This is a genomic window from Enterobacter sp. CGMCC 5087, from assembly GCF_003144775.1.
In the GTDB taxonomy this organism is placed as follows: domain Bacteria; phylum Pseudomonadota; class Gammaproteobacteria; order Enterobacterales; family Enterobacteriaceae; genus Enterobacter; species Enterobacter cloacae_M.
This window is the reverse complement of record NZ_QFXN01000237.1, coordinates 1-20,341: the sequence shown is the minus strand read 5'-3', so window position 1 is coordinate 20,341 and position 20,341 is coordinate 1. Positions and strand designations below refer to the sequence as shown.

22 protein-coding genes are annotated in these 20,341 nt (G+C 57.7%); 4 read left to right on the top strand and 18 right to left on the bottom strand.

Going from position 1 to position 20,341, the window contains the following annotated elements; translation table 11 throughout:
- The first annotated feature begins 69 nt into the window (after window positions 1-69).
- A complete protein-coding gene (gene yjdP / locus DEO48_RS21200) occupies window positions 70-393 on the top strand; it encodes a DDRRRQL repeat protein YjdP (protein WP_033144428.1) in 324 nt (107 codons plus the stop codon).
- Window positions 394-445: 52 nt separating this feature from the next.
- On the opposite strand, the gene phnP is transcribed toward yjdP, so the two are convergent.
- The 16 genes from phnP to DEO48_RS21120 all read right to left on the bottom strand — a co-directional run bounded on the left by phnP (window position 446) and on the right by DEO48_RS21120 (window position 12,162).
- A complete protein-coding gene (gene phnP / locus DEO48_RS21195) occupies window positions 446-1,204 on the bottom strand; it encodes a phosphonate metabolism protein PhnP (RefSeq protein ID WP_045355270.1) in 759 nt (252 codons plus the stop codon).
- Between the two features lie 9 nt (window positions 1,205-1,213).
- Complete coding sequence (phnO, locus tag DEO48_RS21190; protein ID WP_024906746.1) at window positions 1,214-1,648, bottom strand: aminoalkylphosphonate N-acetyltransferase; 435 nt, start codon at window positions 1,646-1,648, stop codon at window positions 1,214-1,216.
- The gene (gene phnN, locus DEO48_RS21185) at window positions 1,641-2,192 is read right to left on the bottom strand and encodes a ribose 1,5-bisphosphokinase (protein ID WP_109846213.1); all 552 of its coding nucleotides are present in this window, start codon (window positions 2,190-2,192) and stop codon (window positions 1,641-1,643) included. Before phnN ends, phnO begins: the two co-directional genes overlap by 8 nt.
- Entirely contained in the window at window positions 2,189-3,325 is a 1,137-nt protein-coding gene (phnM, locus tag DEO48_RS21180) for an alpha-D-ribose 1-methylphosphonate 5-triphosphate diphosphatase (protein WP_109846212.1), read from the bottom strand. The genes phnN and phnM overlap by 4 nt, the downstream gene beginning before the upstream one ends.
- Window positions 3,322-4,002, bottom strand: coding sequence for a phosphonate C-P lyase system protein PhnL (gene phnL, locus DEO48_RS21175; protein ID WP_109846211.1), 681 nt, complete (start codon window positions 4,000-4,002; stop codon window positions 3,322-3,324). The genes phnM and phnL overlap by 4 nt, the downstream gene beginning before the upstream one ends.
- A 9-nt stretch (window positions 4,003-4,011) precedes the next feature.
- Window positions 4,012-4,767, bottom strand: a complete 756-nt coding sequence (gene phnK / locus DEO48_RS21170) for a phosphonate C-P lyase system protein PhnK (protein ID WP_063441368.1) — start codon at window positions 4,765-4,767, stop codon at window positions 4,012-4,014.
- Window positions 4,764-5,609, bottom strand: coding sequence for an alpha-D-ribose 1-methylphosphonate 5-phosphate C-P-lyase PhnJ (gene phnJ / locus DEO48_RS21165; protein ID WP_023310087.1), 846 nt, complete (start codon window positions 5,607-5,609; stop codon window positions 4,764-4,766). Before phnJ ends, phnK begins: the two co-directional genes overlap by 4 nt.
- Window positions 5,602-6,666, bottom strand: a complete 1,065-nt coding sequence (locus DEO48_RS21160) for a carbon-phosphorus lyase complex subunit PhnI (RefSeq protein ID WP_109846210.1) — start codon at window positions 6,664-6,666, stop codon at window positions 5,602-5,604. The genes phnJ and DEO48_RS21160 overlap by 8 nt, the downstream gene beginning before the upstream one ends.
- On the bottom strand, window positions 6,666-7,250 hold the full coding sequence (phnH, locus tag DEO48_RS21155; protein ID WP_109846209.1) for a phosphonate C-P lyase system protein PhnH: 585 nt from the start codon (window positions 7,248-7,250) through the stop codon (window positions 6,666-6,668). Before phnH ends, DEO48_RS21160 begins: the two co-directional genes overlap by 1 nt.
- Window positions 7,247-7,699: a phosphonate C-P lyase system protein PhnG gene (gene phnG / locus DEO48_RS21150; protein ID WP_109846208.1), complete on the bottom strand. Its 453-nt coding sequence runs from the start codon at window positions 7,697-7,699 to the stop codon at window positions 7,247-7,249. Before phnG ends, phnH begins: the two co-directional genes overlap by 4 nt.
- The gene (gene phnF, locus DEO48_RS21145) at window positions 7,700-8,425 is read right to left on the bottom strand and encodes a phosphonate metabolism transcriptional regulator PhnF (protein WP_023310091.1); all 726 of its coding nucleotides are present in this window, start codon (window positions 8,423-8,425) and stop codon (window positions 7,700-7,702) included.
- A 20-nt stretch (window positions 8,426-8,445) separates the two neighbouring features.
- Complete coding sequence (gene phnE / locus DEO48_RS21140; RefSeq protein WP_023334213.1) at window positions 8,446-9,225, bottom strand: phosphonate ABC transporter, permease protein PhnE; 780 nt, start codon at window positions 9,223-9,225, stop codon at window positions 8,446-8,448.
- Between the two features lie 117 nt (window positions 9,226-9,342).
- Window positions 9,343-10,359 carry a phosphonate ABC transporter substrate-binding protein gene (gene phnD / locus DEO48_RS21135; protein ID WP_109846207.1) on the bottom strand — a complete coding sequence of 339 codons (1,017 nt, stop codon included), beginning with the start codon at window positions 10,357-10,359 and terminating at the stop codon, window positions 9,343-9,345.
- Between the two features lie 24 nt (window positions 10,360-10,383).
- Entirely contained in the window at window positions 10,384-11,172 is a 789-nt protein-coding gene (gene phnC / locus DEO48_RS21130) for a phosphonate ABC transporter ATP-binding protein (protein ID WP_109846206.1), read from the bottom strand.
- Window positions 11,173-11,308: 136 nt separating this feature from the next.
- Entirely contained in the window at window positions 11,309-11,746 is a 438-nt protein-coding gene (gene yjdN / locus DEO48_RS21125; protein WP_109846205.1) for a VOC family metalloprotein YjdN, read from the bottom strand.
- An 80-nt stretch (window positions 11,747-11,826) separates the two neighbouring features.
- Window positions 11,827-12,162 carry a zinc ribbon domain-containing protein YjdM gene (locus DEO48_RS21120; protein ID WP_023310096.1) on the bottom strand — a complete coding sequence of 112 codons (336 nt, stop codon included), beginning with the start codon at window positions 12,160-12,162 and terminating at the stop codon, window positions 11,827-11,829.
- A gap of 595 nt (window positions 12,163-12,757) precedes the next feature.
- On the opposite strand from DEO48_RS21120, the gene crfC reads away from it, so the two are divergent.
- Both crfC and DEO48_RS21110 read left to right on the top strand, forming a co-directional pair.
- Window positions 12,758-15,103 (top strand): clamp-binding protein CrfC, encoded by a 2,346-nt coding sequence (gene crfC / locus DEO48_RS21115; protein ID WP_109846204.1) that lies wholly within the window; start codon window positions 12,758-12,760, stop codon window positions 15,101-15,103.
- Window positions 15,100-15,975, top strand: coding sequence for a diguanylate cyclase regulator RdcB family protein (locus DEO48_RS21110; protein ID WP_109846203.1), 876 nt, complete (start codon window positions 15,100-15,102; stop codon window positions 15,973-15,975). The genes crfC and DEO48_RS21110 overlap by 4 nt, the downstream gene beginning before the upstream one ends.
- Window positions 15,976-16,019: 44 nt before the next feature.
- Here the strand turns inward: DEO48_RS21110 and kdgT are convergent, their stop codons facing one another.
- Complete coding sequence (gene kdgT / locus DEO48_RS21105; protein ID WP_109846202.1) at window positions 16,020-17,012, bottom strand: 2-keto-3-deoxygluconate transporter; 993 nt, start codon at window positions 17,010-17,012, stop codon at window positions 16,020-16,022.
- A gap of 648 nt (window positions 17,013-17,660) precedes the next feature.
- Between kdgT and proP the strand changes: the two genes are divergently transcribed.
- Window positions 17,661-19,163, top strand: a complete 1,503-nt coding sequence (gene proP / locus DEO48_RS21100; RefSeq protein ID WP_045355283.1) for a glycine betaine/L-proline transporter ProP — start codon at window positions 17,661-17,663, stop codon at window positions 19,161-19,163.
- A 33-nt stretch (window positions 19,164-19,196) separates the two neighbouring features.
- On the opposite strand, the gene DEO48_RS21095 is transcribed toward proP, so the two are convergent.
- A complete protein-coding gene (locus DEO48_RS21095; protein ID WP_109846201.1) occupies window positions 19,197-20,150 on the bottom strand; it encodes a nickel/cobalt transporter in 954 nt (317 codons plus the stop codon).
- Window positions 20,151-20,341 lie beyond the last annotated feature (191 nt).

Below are 20,341 nucleotides of genomic sequence, written 5' to 3'. Positions count from 1 at the left end.
GATTCCTCCGCTACCCCGGCTTCCCGCCGTTCATTATCGTAAGGCCAGTTCACCTGCGAGTCTGGCCTTATGAAACGTTACTCAACTGCTCTGTTATTCGGTCTGCTGTCACTCACCAGCCAACTGGCTCATGCCGATATTGTTGATGATGCTATTGGCAACATTCAGCAGGCGATCAACGATGCCTATAACCCCAGCAGCAGCCGCAGCAATGACGACGACGATCGTTATGACCGCAGCCGTCAAATCGACAGTCGACAGTACGACGATCGTCGTCGGCAGCTTGAAGACAGACGCCGCCGTTTAGATGAACGTCAGCGTCAGCTGGATGACGATCGCCGTCGGTTAGAAGAAGATGAGCGCAGGTTAGAAGACGATTACGATCGAGGCTAAGTGCGGCCTGTTGCCCTCACCCCAACCCTCTCCCACGGGAGAGGGAGAAAACCTAATCCAGCACCAGCACCATCCCGTCATAGCCCGCTTCTATGCCCTGCGGCAGCGGGTTATCCATCATCCACACGTCAAACTGATGGCTGATGTGCGTCAGGATCACCTGCGGGCAGCCAATTATCTCGTTTAACGCAATCACGGTATTTAAGTCGCAATGGTTTCGCGGCGTTTCCTCGCGCGGTTCATGGCTGCAGTCGATAATTATTGCCTGCGGCTGGTTGTTGAGCAGGAACTTCACCGTTTTTTCCGGCAATCCGGCGGTATCGGAAAGCCAGGCCACGCGGCTGTGGGCCGATTCCAGCAAATACCCGAAGGTCAGTTTCGAATGGTTGAGCGGCAGCGGCGTGACCCGCAAACCCTGAAGCTCAAACATCACAAACGGTTCGACCCTGTGGCTGAAATCCAGAATGCCGGGGTGCTTAAACAGGTCGTCGCATCCGGCGTCGTCCGGCGGACCGTAAACCGGGATCGTCGCCCCCACGCCCCAGCGCAAGGGGAACAGCCCCTGAACGTGATCCATATGGTAATGGGTGAGCAAAAACTGCTGGAAGCTGCCCGCCGGCCAGTCGTCCATCAGGTGCGGAATACCGGCATCCAGCAGGGTGACGGCATCGTTGAATTTCACCACCGCGCTGCACGGGCGACGGCGATAGTTGTCCTGCAGGCGCGCCCGGCGACACGCCGCGCAGTCGCAGCCAAAGACCGGCACCAGCTGGGCGCCACCCGTTCCCGTCAACGTGATGGTCAGACTCATAGCGCACCTCTACAGCGGTTTGGTGAATCGGAAATGGCTCTGCGTGTATCCTTCACGAACGTAAAAACGGTGCGCGTCGGTGCGCTTCACGCTGGTGGAAAGTTCGGTCAGCTCCGCGCCGGCCTGTCGTGCCACCTCTTCCGCCCAGGCCAGCAGCTGACTTCCGACCTTTAACCCTCGCGCCTGCGGCATCACCACCAGCTCCTGGATCTCGCCGATCCAGCGCGCGTGATGGAGGTGAAACTGCATATGCAGGCCGATCATGCCGACAACATGTCCGCCCAGCTCGGCAAGCTGGTAGCGCATATTGTGATCCTGAAGGTTGGCAAGAAATCCGGCGTGGAACGCCTGATGGTCGAACTCTGCCTGCTTCAGTTCGCAGATAAGGGCGTAAACAATCTGCGCATCGTCGGCGGTGGCGGGGCGAAGCTGGCAGTCAGGCATGCTGTTTCTCCTTCTGACGGATAAGCGATAAAAAGGTATCGACTGACTGTAGCAAACTTCCGTCGTTATTGAGGATGTGGCAGTCCGACGGGGCATAGCGGGCCGCGCGCTCAAGCCGCAGATCGATCTCACGGGCTGATTCACGCCCCCGGTTCTGCAACCGGCTGCGCAGGACGTCCGGCGAAACCTGCAGACAGACCGGCAGCAGGGCCGCCTCATAGCGGGCGCGCGCTTGTGGCAGATGCGCACGCGAGCCGTTAACCAGCACGTCAAAACCCGCGTGCAGCCAGAGGTCGATTTCGATGCCCACGCCATAGTAAAAGCCATTGGCGTGCCAGCTCAGCGCCAGCAGGTTTTGCCCGGCGCGGATGAAAAACTCCTGCTCGCTCAGGGCGATATGGTTTTCACTCCCTGCATTGGCCGCGCGGGTAATATAGCGGTGCGCGACCAGCAGCTGCGGATGTTCCCGCTGCCGTAAGGCGGACAGCAGGCTGTCTTTACCGGAGCCGGAGGGCCCCATTAACCAGATGAGCCTTCCCATCAGAACACCCTTTTTCCCTGACGCCAGACGTGGTCGATGTGAACGTGCTCGCCCTTGCGGTGGGCGAGTACCAGATCCGCGCGTTTACCCTCGGCGATTTCCCCGCGATCCTGAAGATTAAGCGCCGAGGCCGGGTTTTTCGTCACCAGTCGAATCGCCTGCGGCAGCGTAAAGGTGTTGTTCTCGTCGTCGGCAACCCGGAACGCCGCATCCAGCAGGCTGGCGGGGTAGTAGTCGGACGAGAGGATATCCAGCAGGCCGAGGGAAGCGAGCTTGCTTGCCGCCACGTTGCCGGAGTGCGATCCGCCGCGCACGATATTTGGCGCGCCCATCAGCACGTTCATACCGTGCCTGCGGGAGGCTTCCGCTGCTTCAAACGTGGTGGGAAATTCGGCGATCACGCTACCAAGCTGGTGGGATTCACACACGTGATCGTGCGTGGCGTCGTCATGGCTGGCCAGCGCGATATTGCGGTCCCGACACATCGCGGCAATCCTGAGACGGTTTGGCTGCGACCACTGCGCCGCAAGCGCCAACTGCTCTTCCTCGTAGCGCGCCATCTCGGCATCGCTGAGAGAATATTTGCCCTGATAGTATTCGCGATACTTTTCAATGTTGGCGAACTGGCGCTGCCCCGGCGAGTGGTCCATCAGGGAGACCAGCGAGACCGGCTCGCGTCCGACCAGCTTTTCAAACAGCGGCAGGGTGGTGTGGTGCGGCAGCTCGCAGCGCAGGTGGAGACGGTGCTCGGCGCGGTTGAGGCCGCGTTTTTGCGTCTCCTCCACGGCGTTGATCATCTTCTCGAGATTCTCCAGGCGGTCGCCGCCGTCGCGCACGTCACCAATCGCCACCGCGTCCAGCACGGTGGTGATGCCGCTGGCGACCATCAGCGCGTCGTGGCTGCTCATCGCCGAATGGGCGGGCCAGTCGACCTTCGGGCGCGGGGTGAAGAATTTGTCCAGATTATCGGTATGAAGCTCAATCAGCCCCGGCAGCAGCCAGCCGCCTTCACCGTCCATCGCTTCAGGAGTACGGCTCTGGGTTTCGGCAAAGGCGCGAATAACGCCTTCATGAACTTCAACCGAGCCATTAACGACTTCATTTTCCAGCACCAGCCTGACGTTATTGATAATCATGCGTTTGTCCCCATCGGGTGCAATCTGTCCGCCACGCGGCTGCGTACGGCGTCGTCGTGGAAGATCCCGACGATCGCCGCGCCGCGCGCTTTGGCCTGTTCGATCAGCTCCACCACGGCGGCGCTGTTTTTACCGTCGAGCGAGGCGGTGGGTTCATCCAGAAGTAAAATCGGGTAATCGACGATAAATCCGCGGGCGATATTGACGCGCTGCTGCTCGCCGCCGGAAAAGGTCGACGGAGCGAGGTGCCACAGACGCTCCGGCACGTTGAGGCGCGTCAGCAGGCTGGCGGCTTTGGCGGCACAGGCTTCGCGCGGCACGCCGAGATCCAGCAGGGGCTGCATCACCACGTCCAGGGCGGAGATCCGCGGGATCACCCGCAGAAACTGGCTCACCCAGCCGATCGTCGTGCGGCGCACTTCCAGCACTTTACGCGCGGGGGCCTGCATTAGATCGACCCACTCATCGTTGTGGCGAATGCGGATGTGGCCTTCGTCCGGGAGGTAGTTAGCGTACAGGGAGCGCAGCAGGGTGGATTTTCCGCTGCCGGAATGGCCGTGCAGCACCACGCATTCACCGCGGCTGACCTCCAGAGAGGCATTTTGCAGCACCGGCAGGCGCACGCCGTTTTGCTGGTGGAGCACAAAGGTCTTACTTACGTTTTCTACGCGGATCATGTTGGCCTCTTAATTCTGCAATACGGACGACACCAGCAGCTGGGTGTACGGATGGTGCGGATCGTCGAGCACCCGGTCGGTTAACCCACTTTCCACCACCTGGCCCTGCTTCATTACCAGAAGACGGTCCGCCAGCAGGCGCGCAACGCCTAAATCGTGGGTGACAATCACCACCGCGAGGTTCAGCTCCACCACCAGGCCGCGCAGCAGGTCGAGCAGGCGCGCCTGCACGGAGACGTCCAGCCCGCCGGTGGGTTCATCCATAAACACCAGCTTCGGATGGGTGACCAGGTTGCGCGCAATCTGCAGGCGCTGCTGCATCCCGCCGGAGAAGGTTGTCGGCAGGTCGTCGATGCGTGAGGCGGGGATTTCCACATCGATCAGCCAGTGCTGGGCGGTGGCGCGGATGTTGCCGTAGTGGCGCGCGCCGGTAGCCATCAGGCGTTCGCCGATGTTGCCCCCGGCGGAGACCTGACGGCGCAGGCCGTCCATCGGGTGCTGATGCACCACGCCCCACTCGGTGCGCAGCAGGCGGCGGCGCTCGGCCTCGCTCATGCCGTACAGCGAGGCGCCCTCATACAAAATGTCGCCGTTCTGCGGCGTCAGGCGCGCGGAGATGGACTTCAGCAGGGTCGTTTTGCCGGAGCCGGACTCGCCGACGATCCCCAGCACCTCGCCCGGCCACAGCTCGAACGATACGTCGCTAAAGCCTTTGCCCGGCGCATACAGGTGAGTCAGGTTATTAACCGAAAGCAGCGGTTTCATTGGCCGTTCGCCTCGCTCTGTTGGCGGCAGTAATCGGTGTCGGAGCAGACAAACATCCGTTTGCCCGTATCGTCCAGCACCACTTCGTCCAGATAGCTGTGTTTGGATCCGCAGATGGCGCACGGCTCGTCCCACTCCTGCACCGTAAACGGGTGATCGTCGAAATCCAGGCTTTCGACACGCGTATAAGGCGGGACGGCGTAGATGCGTTTTTCGCGCCCGGCGCCGAAAAGCTGCAGGGCGGGCATCATGTCCATCTTCGGGTTATCGAATTTTGGGATTGGCGACGGGTCCATCACGTAGCGCCCGTTCACCTTCACCGGGTAGGCGTAGGTGGTGGCGATATGGCCGAAGCGGGCGATGTCCTCATACAGCTTCACCTGCATGACGCCGTACTCTTCCAGCGCGTGCATGGTGCGGGTTTCCGTTTCGCGCGGCTCGATAAAGCGCAGCGGCTCCGGGATCGGCACCTGGAAAATCAAAATCTGATCTTCAGTGAGCGGGGTTTCCGGGATGCGGTGTCGGGTCTGGATCAGCGTGGCGTCTTCGGTTTTTTCGGTGGTATTGACGCCGGTGACGCGCTGGAAGAAGCTGCGGATCGACACGGCGTTGGTAGTGTCGTCGGCGCCCTGGTCGATGACCTTCAGCACGTCCGCCTCGCCGATCACGCTGGCGGTAATCTGGATGCCGCCCGTGCCCCAGCCGTAGGGCATCGGCATTTCGCGGCCGCCGAACGGCACCTGATAGCCCGGAATGGCCACCGCTTTTAAGATGGCGCGGCGGATCATGCGTTTGGTTTGCTCATCCAGATAGGCAAAGTTGTAGCCGCTTAAGTTAGCCATTTTTGCGCTCCCGTTGCAGGCGTTTCAGCAGTTCCAGTTCGGCCTGGAAATCGACGTAGTGCGGCAGCTTGAGGTGCGAGACAAAACCGGCGGCCTCAACGTTATCCGCGTGGGCCAGCACGAACTCTTCGTCCTGCGCCGGGCCTGCAACGTGCTCGCCGTAGTACGGTGCCTGCAGGGCGCGGTCGACCAGCGCCATGGCCATGGCCTTGCGCTCGCCCATGCCGAATACCAGCCCGTAGCCGCGGGTAAAGTGCGGGTCTTCGTCTTCCGGGGCGACGAAACCGTTGACCATTTCACATTCGGTCATCAGCAGTTCGCCGACGTTCACCGCAAAACCCAGCTCTTCCGGTACGATCTCGACGTCGATGTAGCCGCTGCGAATTTCGGCTGCAAACGGGTGGTTGCGCCCGTAGCCGCGCTGGGTGGAGTAGGCCAGCGCCAGCAGATAGCCTTCGTCGCCGCGCATCAGCTGCTGCAGGCGGGACGAGCGCGAGCACGGGTAAACCGGCGGCGTGCGGGTGATGTCATCCGGCTGCGCGCCAGAATCTTCTTCCGCCTTCGCCAGGCCCTGTTTTGCCAGCAGGCTGAAGACGTGCGGAGACGGTTCCTGTTCGGCGTCGGAGGTGCTGAGCGTCAGCGTTTCGCCGTTCGCCAGCAGGGTAAAATCCAGCAGGCGGTGGGTGTAGTCGTAGGTGGGGCCAAGCAGCTGGCCGCCGGGAACGTCTTTATAAACGGCAGAAATGCGGCGTTCCAGGCGCATCTGTGCCGTATTCACCGGCTCGCTGACCGCCAGTCTGGCAAGCGTGGTGCGGTAGGCGCGCAGCAGGAAGATGGCTTCCACGCTGTCGCCGCTGGCCTGCTTCAGGGCCAGCGCCGCCAGCTCGCGGTCGGCGATGCCGCCTTCGGTCATCACGCGGTCTACGGCGAGGTTTAGCTGCTGTTCAATCTGGGCGACGCTCAGCTCGGGAAGCCGTTCATCGCCCCGTCGTCTGTGCGCCTGCAGCGCATGGGCGGCGGCGATGGCCTTCTCGCCCCCTTTGACGGCAACGTACATCAGCACACCTCCACGTGGGTGGTCCGCGGGATTGCCAGCAGGCGCTCGCCGCAGGTCAGGATCAGGTCAATGCCCAGCGGGAACGGGTGCGGGCGCTCGGTCAGCTCGTGAATGATGCACTCCGGCAGCTGCGGTGCGACCATGCGTTCGTCGGCGATGCCCGCCCCCGTGAGGCGCAGCATGCGGCCGCCGCTCAGGCTGGAGACCTGCAGGATCAGCGTGGCGCTGGTTTCCGGGGCGACGGCGCTGCCTTCGCTCAGGGCGTTCAATTGCTCATGGCTGATTTGCTCGTCAGCCACGGCAAAAACCGCCTGCTGGGGCTGATCGACCAGCGGAGCGCTGGTGTGAAAACGCAGGTTCTGGCTGGCGATATCGTTCGACAGCGCGCCCGAAAGCCACACCGGGGTGTCGTTATCGGCAAGCGTCAGCAGCACGCTGGTGGTCGCCAGGTTCAGCGGCAGCCAGCCCTGGGAGAGCTGGTGCAGCGAGACGATCGTGCCCGGCTCGCTCATCGCCTTCAGCAGGCGACGAAAACTGTGTTGGGCATCCTGGACGGCCAGGGTAAAAGCAGGTTGAAGCGTCATGCGTTGTCTCCGCGAACGAGCGTAAAGAAGTCGACCCGGCTGGTATTCACTTCGGCCTGACGCGCGGCAATGCGCGCGGCGCGGTCGGCTTCCAGCGGGGCAATAAGGATTTCCATTAACGTCTGGAAATAGGGTTGTTCCTGTAAAAGCGCGTCGATCACCGCGCAGCGCTCGGCGTGGGCTTTATCACGCCCGAGCACGTAGCTGTAGCCCAGCGTGCCGCTGTTCAGACGGATCGCGGCGCGGGTGAGGGTGGCGTCTCCGGCGAAAAAGCGCTCGCCGGTGCCGCCCATGCGCGCCTGGATCTGAACGAGGCCGATCTCCGGGGCGCGAAGGGTGTCGTAATCAGGTGCCAGACTAAGGGCGCTCATGCGGGCAGAGAGCGCGGCAGGCTGGCTTTGGGCCAGCACGCGCATCCAGCGCTGTCGGGTTGCGGTGTCGAAGTGCATTCAGTGCTCCATGGTGAATTCGATCATGTCGGCGCGGGTCAGGCTGACGGAGTATTCCGTCGCGTTGATCTCGCCGTCACGGTGGTTGAGGGTGCGTACGCAGAGCAGCGGGGCCATATTGGGGATTTCGAGCACCTTGCTCTCTTTCGCCTGCGCGCGACGGGCGCTGATGCGCGTCTGGGTGCGCTTGAGCGCAATGCCGGTCGCATCCTGAAGAAAATCATGCAGCGAGCCGCTGGAGAAATGCTGGAGCACGGGCCAGAGGGCGAGGTCCGCAAAGTAGTGGTCTATCTGGCATACCGCCACGCCGTTAACGCGACGCAGGGTGCGCAGGTGAATGACGTCGTCGCCCTCCTGAATACCCAGCGCATCCGCCACGTGGCTGGAGGCCGGACGCAATACCGAGAGCAGCTTTTCGCTGGTCGGGTGGCTGCCCTGATCCAGCAGGTTCTGGCTAAAGCGCGCCTGGGCGTTCAGCGGGTAGTCGAACGGGCGCATCAGCACCAGCACGCCCACGCCCTGACGGCGCTGGACCCAGCCGCGCTCGACCAGCTGGTCAATGGCGCGACGCAGGGTGTGGCGGTTCACTTCATAGCGGTCGGCAAGCTGCTGCTCGGCGGGCAGGTAGTCTCCGCAGCGGTAGTGCGTGCGCAACTCCACTTCGAGCTTTGCGGCAATCTCTTGCCAGCGGGTGGGGTAGCTGGTCGGATGTCTGGATAAGTGCATAGAAAACAAAGCCTCGCTTCTCAGATGAAGTGCTTACGCAAACGTTGAGAGAGGAAATCCAGCAGGCTGACGGTGACGATGATGAGCACCATCAGGGCGCAGGTTTGCTGGAACTGGAAACCGCGAATCGCTTCCCACAGGGTGACGCCAATCCCGCCTGCGCCCACCATGCCGACCACCGTCGCGGAACGGACGTTGGACTCGAATCGGTACAGCGAATAGGAGATCAGCAGCGGCATCACCTGCGGCAGGACGCCGTAGAGGATCTCTTCGATTTTGTTGGCGCCCGTTGCGCGGATGCCTTCCACCGGGCCGGGCTCGATGGCTTCGACCGCTTCAGAAAGCAGCTTGGAGAGCACGCCGGTGGTGTGGATGAACAGTGCCATCACGCCGGCGAACGGACCCAGGCCGACGGCGACCACGAACAGCATCGCAAAGACCATTTCATTGATGGCGCGACAGGCGTCCATCAGGCGACGCATCGGCTGGTATACCCACCACGGCACGATGTTTTCGGCGCTCATCAGGCCAAACGGAATGGAGAGAACGACGGCAAGGGCGGTGCCCCAGACGGCGATTTGCAGGGTGACCGCCATTTCGCTGAGATAGTCCTGCCACTGGCTGAAGTCCGGCGGGAAGAAGTCGGCGGCGAAGGTCGCCATGTTGCCCGCGTCTTTGAAGAGCAGCAGCGGATCCATTTCCGCGCCCTTCCAGGAGATAACCAGCACCGCCAGCAGGATGGCCCAGCTTATGAGCGAGAACCAGCTGCGCTTAGGCGGCGGTAGGGTGATGGTTTGCATGTTGGCTCCTTTGGGTTTAGTCCCCTCTCCCTTGAGGGAGAGGGTTAGGGTGAGGGGGAAATGTCCGCGCTGATGCCCTCACCCCGGCCCTCTCCCACGGGGAGAGGGAGAAAGGCACTACTGCACCGCTTTATTCACGCTCGTCATCGCACCGAGCGCGGCGGTCAGGCGATCGAGGTCTTCCAGCTGCGCCTCAATTGCGGCCACTTTGCTGGTCTTCTCGTCGTCCTTCAGCCCTTTGTTGTCCTTCACGCCCTGCATCTCTTTAAACAGCGCCAGCTGGCGAATCGGGACCAGCTGCAGGTCGCTTGACGGGCGGAACGGTGCCCAGCCAAGACGCTCCAGGACCGCTTTCTCTTCCGGCGTTTTGCCATAGGTCATGAAGAAGTCGTAAACCTTGTCCTTGGTGCTCTCGGAGAGGTTTTTACGCCAGACGATCGGGTCGCCCGGGATCAGCGGCGACTTCCAGATAACCTTGATCTCTTTCAGCTTGTCCGGCGCTGAGGTTTTCAGCTTGTCGAGGTTCTCGGTGTTGTTGGTAGCAACGTCCACCTGCTTGTTGGCCACGGCCAGAGCGTTGGTTTCATGGCTGGCGTTCACCGTGCGCTTGAAGTCGCTGGCGGAGGCGTTGTTTTTGGCGAAGACGTAGTAGCCGGGGACAAGGTAGCCGGAGGTGGAGTTCGGGTCGCCGTTGCCGAAGGTCAGCTCTTTGCGTTTGGCGAGCATGTCGTTGAGGTTGTTGATCGGGCTGTCTTTGTTGACGATCAGCACGCTCCAGTAGCCCGGGGAGCCATCTGCCGCAACGGTCTGGGCAAATACCTGACCGTTCGCGCGGTCCACCGCTTCCATTGCGGAGAGGTTGCCGTACCAGGCGATGTCCACTTTATTAAAGCGCATCCCCTGGATGATGCCCGCGTAGTCCGGGGCGAAGAAGGCGTTCACTTTGATTCCCAGCCTGGTTTCCATATCTTTCAGGAACGGTTCCCACTGAGGCTTCAGGTTCTGCTGTGATTCCGTCGAAATAATGCCGAAGTTCAGCGCTTTTTCCTGCTCTTGTGCATACGCCGGGCTTAACAGGGTGCTGAGGCTGAACATACTGGTAAAGGCCAGCGCGGCAACGGCTTTGTAGCTCATGTACTTTCCTCGGATCGGGTTTAATTAAGCAGCCTGCGCGTTCTCTTCGACGCGGTTAATGCTGCGGTAGAGATGGTCAAAACGTTCGTTATCAAACTGATGGCTCGCGCCATCAAAGAACACATGTCCCTGACGCAGGGCGACAATGCGTTCGCAGTAGCGCAGGGCGTAATCCACCTGATGCAGCGTGACCACCACGGTGATGCCGTCGTTCTGGTTAATGTCGCGCAGGGTTTCCATCACGATGCGGGCGGACTCCGGGTCCAGCGAGGCAATGGGTTCGTCAGCGAGAATGATTTGCGCTTTTTGCATTAGGGCGCGGGCAATCGCTACGCGCTGCTGTTGTCCACCGGACAGGGTGGAGACGCGCTGGTGGGCAAAATGCGCCATGCCGACGCGGGTCAGCGCCTGCAAGGCTTCCTGCTTCTGCGAAGGGGAGAACCAGCGCAGACAGGTGCGCCAGAACGGGGTGCTGCCGAGCGCGCCAATCAGCACGTTCTCCAGCACCGTCAGGCGGTTCACCAGGTTGAACTGCTGGAAGATGTAGCCCGTCTGGGCGCGGCTCTTGCGGATATCGCTGGCGAGACGCCCCGCGCGCTGCACGGTATTGCCCAGCAGCTCGACGTGGCTTTCCGGCGTTTTATCGCAGGTGATAAGGCCGCTTAAATGACGCAGTAGGGTAGATTTACCCGAGCCAGAAGGCCCGAGAAGCGCCACCATGTCGCCCTGCTGGACGGTCAGATCAACGGCATGCAGAGCCTTATTGTGATTGAAGGTCTTGCTCAGTTTCTCGACGCGGATGACGGTTTGCATGTGCTGGGCCTCACGATAAATGTGGCCTCATGCTGGCGCATCAATGTGACATTTGGGTTAAGTCTGGGTTGCGGGAGTTTGAAGAGTTGAGCGGAGTTTGATGACAGGCGGAGGCAGACCGCCCACCGCCCGAAAATTAGTGCTGTTGCTTAACGACGTTAATCATCCACGGCACGCCGTATTTATCGGTGACTTTACCGAAACCGTGTGCCCAGAAGGTTTCCTGCCAGGCCATTTCGATGTTCCCGCCCGCGGCGAGGTTGTCGAACCAGCGCTTGCCTTCATTAACGTCCTGGGTGTCGAGTACCAGCGTGAAGCCCGCGTACTGCGCGTTGCTGCCCGGCGGCATCCCGTCGCTCATCATGATATCGCTGCCCGCAATGCGGACGTTGGAGTGAGCGATAGCCGAATCCGGAAATTGCATACCGGACGGACAGCCTTCTTCGCTGTTATCGCTTTTTGGCATTTCGCCGAAGGTGATTTTATAGAGAAGCTCTGCGCCGACGGCTTGCTGGTAGAAAGAAGTGGCTTCTGCACAGTTGCCGGCGAACGAGATGTAGGGACTTAACGGCATAATCTTTACCTCACGTAAGAAAAGCTCGTTAAGTGTAGTTCCCGCAAGCCCGGTAAGCGAAGCGCCACCGGGCGGGTAAATCAGTTCTTTTTCACGAACTCTGATTTCAGCTTCATCGGACCGAAGCCGTCAATTTTGCAGTCGATATTATGATCGCCTTCAACCAGACGGATATTCTTCACTTTGGTGCCGATCTTCAGCATGGAAGAACTGCCTTTCACTTTCAGATCTTTAATCACGGTTACGCTGTCGCCGTCCGCCAGCAGATTGCCGTTCGCATCTTTGACGACAAGTGCATCAGCGTCGTGTGATGGTTCGGCATCGTTCCATTCGTGAGCGCATTCCGGGCAGATGAACATGCCATTATCTTCATAGGTGTATTCAGAATTGCATTTTGGGCAGTGTGGGAGTGACATATCGGTATCCTCAAAAAGTGTAAACGCGCTGGAAAGTGCCAGCTAAATGACGGCAGCGTGCCGAAAAAGGCGGCAAGTATAGCGCAAATCCACACGTTTGTCGGTGACATTGTGAATTAAAAAAATGCAAAAAGCCTATCGGGAGTGACACTTCCTGTCAGTCAGTTAAGCGATGCTTACCTCATTAACACGTTGGGAAGAAATGACGCTAAATATATCGAATATTTTATTGCAGCAAATTGCTACGCTCCTTCATTTCGGATAAGGTGAAGCGACACATTGTTATTTATCTCCTGACTTCGCTGCCATCCATATCTTTTGGCAGGGGCGTATTACCTCTCTTTTTAGGTGGGTAAATAATGATGATATATCCTGAAGTTTCTTAAAATTGGGCTACGCTTTTTTCCTTTGGTCGTCAGGCCAGGAGGGGAGCTATACACGCCATGCAAGGATAGCGAAATATTTCTGATTATCATCAATCAGTTATATTTCGGCGAACATGTTTTCCACACGTAATCATATAAGCCTGAACAACATAATTAATACCAGTGGCTTAATAAAAGTAATAAATTTGCGTTAAGGAAAGGCTTTTATCATGCACACACAGACCATTTTTGAATTAAGCCAGGAAGCTGAGCGTTTGTTACAGCTCGCCCTGCAAAACCTTGATACGTTGAAATCTATGCCGACTGCGATGCTGGAGAGCACCGCGGCTGCTATTACGGGTGAAAAGAACAACGTTTTACCTTTGCATTTTAGCGCGCGCGGTGTCGAAGCGCAGCAGGCGATGCTGAATAATGAATTACGAAAAATAACCCGGCTGGAAATGGTCCTGGCTATTGTGGGCACTATGAAAGCGGGGAAATCGACCACCATTAATGCGATTGTGGGGACCGAAGTGTTGCCGAACCGCAATCGTCCGATGACGGCGCTCCCTACTCTGATTCGCCACACGCCGGGTCAGAAGGAGCCGGTGCTGCATTTCTCACATGCCTCGCCCATTGATGAATTGATCCAACTGCTACAGAAAAAGCTATGCGATTACGATCGCGGAAAGCTCGCTCAACATCTGGAAATTGATAAAGACATGAATACGCTGCTGGAGCGCATTGAAAAAGGAGAGGCTTTTGAGAAGCATCACCTGGGCGCGCAGCCGATATTTTATTGTCTGAAAAGCCTCAACGACCTGGTGAGACTTTCCCAGGCGTTAGGCGTGGAGTTTCCCTTCTCTGAATACGCCGCCATCGAACATATTCCGGTGATTGAAGTGGAGTTCGTGCATCTTGCGGGTCTGGATGCTCACCTCGGACAGCTGACTCTGCTCGATACGCCCGGGCCGAATGAGGCCGGACAGCCGCATCTGCAAAAAATGCTCAGCGAGCAGTTGTCCCGCGCGTCGGCGGTGCTGGCCGTGATGGATTATACCCAGCTTAAATCTATCTCTGATGAAGAAGTCCGCCAGGCCATTTCTGCTGCGGGAAAATCCGTGCCGCTGTATGCGCTGGTCAATAAGTTCGATCAGAAAGATCGCAATAGCGACGATGAAGAGCAGATCCGGGCGATGATCTCCGGCACCTTAATGAAAGGCAATATTTCGCCTGGCCAGATCTACCCCGTTTCGTCCATGTGGGCCTATCTGGCAAACCGCGCTCGCTACGAGATGAGTAACCACGGACAACTGCCGGATCATCAGGAGCAACCCTGGGTGCAGGACTTTGCCGAAGCGGCGCTTGGGCGGCGCTGGCGTACGGCGGACCTGGACGATATCGACCATATTCGTCATGCTGCCGATTTGCTCTGGGAAGATTCGCTTTTCGAACAACCGATACGCAAGCTGATCTACGCCGCCTATGCCAATTCCTCGCTTTACGCGCTGCGTTCGGCCTCGCACAAGCTGCTCAACTACGCACAAAATGCCCGGGAGTACCTCGACTTCCGCTATCAGGGGCTGACGGTTGCCTTTGAGGCGCTGGAACTGAATATCGCACGTCTGGAAGAGGATATGGCGCTTCTCCAGACGCGTCAGAGCGTGGTGAGCGATGAGGTGAAACATGAAGTTGAGGAGGCGCTGAACGCCACTGCGGACTTTATGGGCGCCCAAAAAACCGCGCTTAACCAGGCGATTGGCGAGGTGTTCAGCGCTCAGCATATTCTTGATTTGGCAGGCATCGATCGGCAGAACCCTCACGGTGACGAGCTGAAGCAACTGGTTCTGGACGATGAAGGGAAGGCGCAGATCGCGCTGAGTAAAATCCGCTCCTCCTGCGAACGGGTGATGCTGGATGCACAGACGAAAATCTGCCGGGAGCTGGCGTTACGCTTCGACCAGCTTGAATCTACGCTGGCTCGCTCCCTGAACGAAGCCATGCGCCCCATCGAAACGCGTATTAAAGAGCATCTGAGCCATGCGGGTTTTCGGGCGCGAATCAGTTTCCCGGCGTTTCAGGCTCACCAGCTCAACTTCAATACGCGGGCGCTGTTTAACGATGCGATAGCGCAGGATGACAGCCAGGCAGGCCCGTCATCAGGCGGGAGCAGCATGCGAGAAACGGTCTCTCGCTGGCTCAATAATCCGGGCTGGGGCTGGGATGAGTATGTGGAAACGCGCACGCGATATGTTATCGATATTGCGCAGCTACATGACAAATTTAAGCAACATATTGAGCTGTTTTGTGAACAAATACGTAAAGCTTTGTCCGCGCAGGTCGATGTCTCTGTTACGGCAGGAATGGCGACGTTCTTTGCAGAATTTTCGCTGTGCCTGACCGGGTTACAGGAAAGCTTGCGTGATAGCCTCGCAGTACGTCAACAGAATGAGCATTCAACCCGAGCGCTCTGCCAGCTGTTGAAGCAAAGTATTACGACTGCGACGTGGATACAGGAAGATACCCGACTGTTACGCGATGATATTCAAACTCTATTCGCGGCAGAGCAACCATGACAACACAACTACTGGACGGCCCCGGGCGAACGCTGGAGTGTATTAATCCAAAATTTATGGTCGATCTGGTTCAGGGAGTGGACGCGGCGCGTCATCCTCACCTGGGACCACAACAGCTTCAGTTTCGTGAGCGTTTGACTCAGGAAATCATGACGCATACCCGGCTACGCCCCTGGGCGATGGCGGGTATGCTCAATGAAAATGCAGCGCTGCGCCTGGGGCTGGCGGAAAAACTGGCCGGCATGCTTGACCCGGGTCATCTCGCGCTGACGCTGATGGCAGAGAAACTGATTGCTTTGCGCCAGCAGACGCACCCGCGCGCCCAGCAGTCCCCCGGTCTGATGCAGCAGTACGCTGAACTCGCTTCTCATTTTACCCAACGCGCCGCCTATAAAGAGAAGGCGCTAACCCAGCGCGGGCTGACGGTGCAGGCGGGTGAGCACAGCGAGCAGATTTTTACCCGCTGGCGGGCCGGGCATTATGATGGCTGGTCGCTGGCCGGGCGCTGTTTTATCGTCCTGGAAGAGCTGCGCTGGGGGGCATTTGGTGACGCATGCCGCCTCGCGAATGAAGATGTGGCGGCAATGCTTAAGGATAACCTGCGCAGCATGGCGGCTAACTATCTGGCACAGGGCATCAATGCGTCCCCCACGACCCGCCATTTCTATCACCAGTGGCTGACAACGCCAGCCTCTCCGGGTTTAATCGATCATAAAGACATGCTGGGCTGGCTGGGGGACTGGTGTCAGGCGGATCAACATCCGGTGAGCTGGTCAGTGACGCAAAACTGGCAGACCGTCGCGCTGGGTATGCCGAGGCTTTGTTCGGCAAAACGGCTGGTGGACGGGATGGTGGAAGAGATTTTTGGGTAAATCCCTCACCCTCTCCCCGTTGGGAGAGGGAATGGTGCGGTGTGTTAATGATTCATTTCTATCGGCTTTGGTTCAGGCAGGGTCACTTGCATATTCCCGTAGCGTTTCGCATACAGCGCCGTGATGATGGGGACCAGAATCGCGGTGACAATTACGCTCGCGGCAACCAGTGCCGTCGCTGAAGCGGCGACCGGTTCGAAGGCCGGGTTAATTTGGGCGATAATCACCGGGTTTGCAACAGCAGCCCCCGCGGCTGAAGAGGCGGCGACGCCGGCCGTGCCGTTTCCTCCTCCGATTACGCGGTCGGCAATAATCAGCGGAATACCGGTGATGACGATCACGGCGACACCCAGCACAATGCCCAGCAGGCCGGTATCGAGAATGACCTTCAGGTTGATGGTGTTCCCCAGTGCGAAACCGAAGAACGGGATTAGCACCGGCGTGGCTTTGCTGAAGAAATCACGCAGATCGCGGTCGAGATTGCCAAGGGCGAAACCGACCAGGAAGGGCAGGATTGCGCCGACAAAGTGGTGCGGTTCAAACGAGGCCAGGCCAGCAGACCCCAGGATCAGCATCGTCATCAATGGGCCGGACTCCAGAGACATCAGCACAAATGCGCCGGACTCTTCTTTCGTTCCGTACTGGTTCATCAGGCTGGCGTACAATCCGCCGTTGGTCATATCCATTGCCGAGACAATCGCCAGGACCGATAAACCCGCAAAGAACCCGGTCTGAATTCCATTCTCCGGAATGAACATCGCGCATATCATTGCCACCGCCCAGGCTACCGCTATTTTGGTTATCACCAGCGTTCCGGATTTCCGTAATACTGTCCCCGTTGCCCGCAAATTAATGGATGCGCCGATACAAAAAAACCAGACGGCAAGAATGGGAACCGTGCCTGTTATCATGCCTTTTGTGAAACCACCGAAATAGGCTCCGGTATCGGGAGCAAGAGTATTCAGGATGGCGCCCAGCACCAGCGGAACCAGCATCATGCCGCCGGGTATACGTTCTATCGTGGCTTTAATCTTCATAGACAAACCTCACATCGGAACCCGCAGGACGGGTGATAGGTGTTAGAAATTAGTCAATAAATTCAATCGATTGCTCGTATTGCTTGCGGTGTTTTTTCGAAAGCCCTGCAACAAAATTAAATGCGTGCTCTCAATTAACCTTTTTCTTAAACACATAAAACGCTGAATTCGGATTTATGATGCGATCATTGGAATATTGATTCAATGAAAATAAAACACCGTTTTAGTTATATCCATCACATATTCAATGTAAAACCTGAGGTCGGTTCCTGTTGATGAAAATTTATGTAAACCTGATGTGAATTAACGTGGTTTGTTTTTCCGTTAAGAAAGAAATAATGACGCGCGGGAGGATGTCCTTTAGGTGGGGTAAGGAAGTGCTTATTTGCACTCCTTGACAAAAATTGGACTGAGTTGACGAGACGCGAAAATATGTGTGAAGTTGATCACAAATATAAACGCTGGTAGGGTAAAAAGGTCATTAACTGCCCAGGCAGGCGTCAACAGGTTCGGTTGTATCGACGTAAAACGTCAATGTAAGTAAACCTGCTACGCTTGAATAAGGCGATTCGCATGGAGCGGATCCCATGGTTCACAGAACGCTAACTGGACTGTGAAACAGACAGGGCCGAGTCAACGAGGATAGCTATGCTGAGAAGGAAAAAGATTAAACCCATCACGCTTCGCGACGTCACCATTATTGATGACGCAAAGCTGCGTAAAGCGATTACCGCAGCCTCGCTCGGTAATGCGATGGAATGGTTCGATTTTGGTGTCTACGGCTTTGTAGCCTATGCGTTAGGTAAAGTGTTTTTCCCCGGGGCCGATCCCAGCCTGCAGATGATCGCCGCACTGGGTACGTTCTCCGTTCCCTTCCTGATTCGCCCGCTGGGCGGTCTGTTCTTCGGTATGCTCGGCGATAAATATGGTCGTCAGAAGATCCTGGCCATCACCATCGTCATTATGTCGATCAGTACATTCTGTATCGGCCTTATACCGTCTTACGCCACCATCGGCATTTGGGCACCCATTCTCTTGCTGATTTGTAAGATGGCGCAGGGCTTCTCCGTAGGCGGTGAATATACCGGTGCCTCGATCTTCGTCGCCGAGTATTCCCCGGACCGTAAGCGCGGTTTTATGGGAAGCTGGCTGGACTTCGGCTCGATTGCCGGGTTTGTCCTGGGGGCGGGCGTCGTGGTGTTGATTTCAACCGTGGTGGGTGAAGATAACTTCCTCGACTGGGGCTGGCGTATTCCGTTCTTCCTGGCATTGCCGCTGGGGATTATTGGCCTCTACCTGCGTCATGCGCTGGAAGAGACGCCTGCCTTCCAGCAGCACGTCGATAAACTCGAGCAGGGTGACCGCGAAGGGCTGCAGGATGGTCCGAAGGTGTCGTTCAAAGAGATTGCCACTAAACACTGGCGCAGCCTGCTGACCTGTATTGGTCTGGTGATTTCGACCAACGTGACCTACTACATGCTCTTGACCTACATGCCGAGCTATCTGTCGCATAACCTGCACTACTCGGAAGATCACGGTGTGCTGATTATTATCGCCATCATGGTGGGTATGCTGTTTGTGCAGCCGATTATGGGTCTGTTGAGTGACCGTTTTGGTCGTCGACCGTTCATTATTCTGGGAAGCGTTGCGCTGTTTGCTCTGGCAATTCCGGCATTCATTCTGATTAACAGTGATGTGCTGGGGCTGATTTTTGCCGGTCTGCTGATGCTGGCGGTGATCCTTAACTGCTTTATCGGGGTGATGGCCTCAACGTTGCCCGCGATGTTCCCGACGCATATTCGCTACAGCGCGCTGGCCGCGGCCTTTAACATCTCGGTGCTGATTGCCGGTCTGACCCCGACGCTTGCCGCCTCGCTGGTCGAGAGCACGCAGAACCTGATGATGCCGGCTTATTACCTGATGGTGATTGCGGTGATTGGTCTGATTACCGGTCTTACCATGAAGGAGACGGCGAATCGCCCTCTGAAAGGCGCAACGCCTGCGGCGTCTGACATCCAGGAAGCGAAAGAGATCCTGCGCGAGCACTACGATAACGTAGAGCAGAAGATTGAGGATATTGACGCAGAGATTGAAGAGCTGCAGAAAAAACGCTCCCGACTGGTGGACCAGCATCCACGCATCAACGAGTAATAAAGAAACCCGCCAACGGCGGGTTTTCTTTTATTAGCATCCGGCAGCGATGTAGTCGCCATTGGCGCTGACGGGGATCACCGTCAGGAACAGCACCGTCGCAAACAGGATCAGGACTATCCCTCCGGCTATTTTGACTGCTGGCACCAGCCATCTTAGTGAGGCGCTTTCTCCGAACCAGGTCACCGTGCGCTCACGGGCGTACCGTACAGCCAGGGAAAGCCCCACAATGGAAAGTGCGGTGCCCAAAGACATGGTCATGACCGCGGCCACTCCCCAGGTGACAATGCCCAGCGCGTTCGAAAACATCAGAATCATGATCGCCCCGCTGCACGGGCGTGCGCCAATTGCCAGAATCACGCCCAGACGGGTTTTCCAGTCGCCCTGCGTCAGGTCTGTACCTACGCCGTGATGGCCGCAGCCACAGTGTTCATCGTGCTGATGAAGAGGCTTGATGGCGGAGATAGTCATCCTGCGCGGGCGCAGGCTCTTCAGCGCCCGGTAAATAACGAATGCACCAAATGCGCCAATAAGCACAGCGCTTATCTTCTCCACGTACCAGCGGCTGGTACTGATATCCCCCGAGGCGAGGTTAAACCCCACCGCCAGAATAAAGACAAACAGAATGGCGCTGACGCCCTGCATCAGGCTACCCAGGAAGGGGACAACCCGGGCGGCCAGCTCGCTTTCCTTATTGGTGGTCAGATAGGTCGTCACGATGAACTTTCCGTGCCCGGGTCCGATGGCGTGAAGGACACCATAAAGGAAAGCCCCCGTTAACAGCCATAATCCGCCGCTGTACTGGTGGTTATTAAGCTGCAGCAGATACATCACCAGATAGCGGTGCAGCGTAATTTGCGTGGCGAGGCACCACTGGATAAAGGCGTTCCAGTGCGCATGCAGGGTAAAACCGGCAAAGAGGAGTGCCAGCAGCATCACCCCTGCTGTAGGGAGACGCCAGTCGCGGGCGAGGCGTTGTGTGGTCATGAGGGTGGGCCTGCACTGAGGAGAATATTTGCCGCTAGTATAGTTGATCTTCTCGCTCAATTCGTGGGATCGCATCGCGATCCGTTCATGATTGTGGATAACTTTGTGCATAAAAGGGTATAAGGCGGGGTTTTGCTGTGGAATGCAGCAGTCAGTCATTTTTCTGTCATTTAGCGGTTGCGGCCTGCTGA

Coding starts and splice junctions, on each gene's coding strand:
- yjdP (WP_033144428.1), top strand. CDS start 70: ATGAAACGTTACTCAACTGCTCTGTTATTCGGTCTGCTGTCACTCACC.
- phnP (WP_045355270.1), bottom strand. CDS start 1,204: ATGAGTCTGACCATCACGTTGACGGGAACGGGTGGCGCCCAGCTGGTG.
- phnO (WP_024906746.1), bottom strand. CDS start 1,648: ATGCCTGACTGCCAGCTTCGCCCCGCCACCGCCGACGATGCGCAGATT.
- phnM (WP_109846212.1), bottom strand. CDS start 3,325: ATGATTATCAATAACGTCAGGCTGGTGCTGGAAAATGAAGTCGTTAAT.
- phnL (WP_109846211.1), bottom strand. CDS start 4,002: ATGATCCGCGTAGAAAACGTAAGTAAGACCTTTGTGCTCCACCAGCAA.
- phnK (WP_063441368.1), bottom strand. CDS start 4,767: ATGAAACCGCTGCTTTCGGTTAATAACCTGACTCACCTGTATGCGCCG.
- phnJ (WP_023310087.1), bottom strand. CDS start 5,609: ATGGCTAACTTAAGCGGCTACAACTTTGCCTATCTGGATGAGCAAACC.
- DEO48_RS21160 (WP_109846210.1), bottom strand. CDS start 6,666: ATGTACGTTGCCGTCAAAGGGGGCGAGAAGGCCATCGCCGCCGCCCAT.
- phnH (WP_109846209.1), bottom strand. CDS start 7,250: ATGACGCTTCAACCTGCTTTTACCCTGGCCGTCCAGGATGCCCAACAC.
- phnG (WP_109846208.1), bottom strand. CDS start 7,699: ATGCACTTCGACACCGCAACCCGACAGCGCTGGATGCGCGTGCTGGCC.
- phnF (WP_023310091.1), bottom strand. CDS start 8,425: ATGCACTTATCCAGACATCCGACCAGCTACCCCACCCGCTGGCAAGAG.
- phnE (WP_023334213.1), bottom strand. CDS start 9,225: ATGCAAACCATCACCCTACCGCCGCCTAAGCGCAGCTGGTTCTCGCTC.
- phnD (WP_109846207.1), bottom strand. CDS start 10,359: ATGAGCTACAAAGCCGTTGCCGCGCTGGCCTTTACCAGTATGTTCAGC.
- phnC (WP_109846206.1), bottom strand. CDS start 11,172: ATGCAAACCGTCATCCGCGTCGAGAAACTGAGCAAGACCTTCAATCAC.
- yjdN (WP_109846205.1), bottom strand. CDS start 11,746: ATGCCGTTAAGTCCCTACATCTCGTTCGCCGGCAACTGTGCAGAAGCC.
- DEO48_RS21120 (WP_023310096.1), bottom strand. CDS start 12,162: ATGTCACTCCCACACTGCCCAAAATGCAATTCTGAATACACCTATGAA.
- crfC (WP_109846204.1), top strand. CDS start 12,758: ATGCACACACAGACCATTTTTGAATTAAGCCAGGAAGCTGAGCGTTTG.
- DEO48_RS21110 (WP_109846203.1), top strand. CDS start 15,100: ATGACAACACAACTACTGGACGGCCCCGGGCGAACGCTGGAGTGTATT.
- kdgT (WP_109846202.1), bottom strand. CDS start 17,012: ATGAAGATTAAAGCCACGATAGAACGTATACCCGGCGGCATGATGCTG.
- proP (WP_045355283.1), top strand. CDS start 17,661: ATGCTGAGAAGGAAAAAGATTAAACCCATCACGCTTCGCGACGTCACC.
- DEO48_RS21095 (WP_109846201.1), bottom strand. CDS start 20,150: ATGACCACACAACGCCTCGCCCGCGACTGGCGTCTCCCTACAGCAGGG.